This window comes from Pontibacillus marinus BH030004 = DSM 16465 (assembly GCF_000425225.1).
Classification (GTDB): domain Bacteria; phylum Bacillota; class Bacilli; order Bacillales; family BH030062; genus Pontibacillus; species Pontibacillus marinus.
Window position 1 is genome coordinate 1 of record NZ_AULJ01000093.1, and the last position, 1,595, is coordinate 1,595.

Consider the following 1,595-nt stretch of genomic DNA (forward strand, 5'->3'; position numbering starts at 1 on the left):
ATAAGACCAGCTATAAAAAGTCAAGTATCTAAATCAATGTTTCTTTAGGTTTAAAGGAATAAAATTTGGCATGCCAAATAAACCTCACGCTTGTTATTATTAAAAATCCCATGAGCTGTTGTCACTCATCGTTTACTTGAGGGCGTGGTTCATAAGGCTTTTGATCTCTTAGAATCGCAAAGATGATGTGTGTTAGTTTACGAGCAACAGCGCCAACCGCAGTGCCGTGAGCTTTTCCACGATCACGTAACTTTTGATAATAAAGAGATAATGCAGGATCATGAAAGCTAGCTACAAATGCAGCTTGCCAAATGGCTCGTCTTAGATAAGGAGAGCCTCTCTTGGAAAGTTTCGTATTCGAGCTATTAAAGTCACCAGATTGATGTACAGAAGCATCCAGGCCGGCGAAAGCAACTAATTGTTTTGGATGTTCAAAGCGCTCAACAGAACCAATTTCACCTAAAATGACTGCCGCTGTGACATCACTTACACCTGTTATGGTGGTCAAATAATGATGTTGACGTTTCGAGAGCTCAATCAACTCTTTTTCGATTTGATTTAACTGCTTTTCAAATAGAGATATCTGTTCAAGTAGAAGATGGATTTGCATTTTAAATGCATCTGTACCTATTGAAATTCCAAAGGAATTTTGGGCACTTTCTTTTAAGTGTTCAGCTTTCCATCGAGCTCTTGTAATCCCGTAACGTCCTTTACTGAACCGGTAAAGCACATCTGCTAGTTTGTCTGTTTCAATCTCTAAAAGATCTTCAGGTAAGGTGTAGTTTAAGAGAATTTCTTTGGAGGATAGCCCGAAAACATCAGAAAATACTTGTTCATATTCAGGAAATACCTGATCTAGTAAAGCGATGATTTTACGCTTAACATCTGAACTTTGATCTACCAAAGCATAACGTAGCCTCTCTAGGTGTCTGAGTTGAAGTAGGTCTTCTTCAATAAAAGGAGTCGCTTCTGGAGAGTCGATTCGAATAACTTGTGCAATTAAGTAGGCATCTTTTATATCTGTTTTGGTCTTGCGAATATAAAAATTACGTAAGGCATCTGATTGCATAGGATTAAAAGCTGTCACTTTGAATCCTAGCTGATGAAGGAAAGAAAAGATAGATAACCAATAATGACCTGTAGCTTCCATACCGCAAGCACAATCTTCAGGTGTCACCTGGTGTTGATTCAAGAAATTAAGAAGCTTCTCGCTGCCTTTTTTCGAGTTGGCAAAGCGTATTGTTTTGCCGATTGAATCTCCTTTATCATTGATCAGTCCGGCCTCATGATGACGCTTTCCAATATCAATACCAAGATAAATCATAGATATACCACCCATATAAGATTAATCAGATGTAAGGAATCCTCTTAACTTTATAGATACTCAACCTCGTTCGATATACGGCAACTAGGTACCATCCAGCTCATACGAATAGTTCTATAAAGAAAGAGGTGTCAGTCTTAAGCACGAAGACAATGCTTCAAGGGCGCAGAGCGACAACCTCTATCTGATTTAACCTCATTATACCTTCCTAAAAAGGTAATGAGGATTAAAAGCCAGAACAAATCTGACTAATAATAATATACGAGGGCGC

Annotated in this window: 1 protein-coding gene; it reads right to left on the minus strand. The window is 38.4% G+C overall.

What is annotated here, in order from left to right:
- Positions 1-121 precede the first annotated feature (121 nt).
- Positions 122-1,324 carry an IS110 family RNA-guided transposase gene (locus H514_RS0115320; protein WP_027447746.1) on the minus strand — a complete coding sequence of 401 codons (1,203 nt, stop codon included), beginning with the start codon at positions 1,322-1,324 and terminating at the stop codon, positions 122-124.
- Positions 1,325-1,595 lie beyond the last annotated feature (271 nt).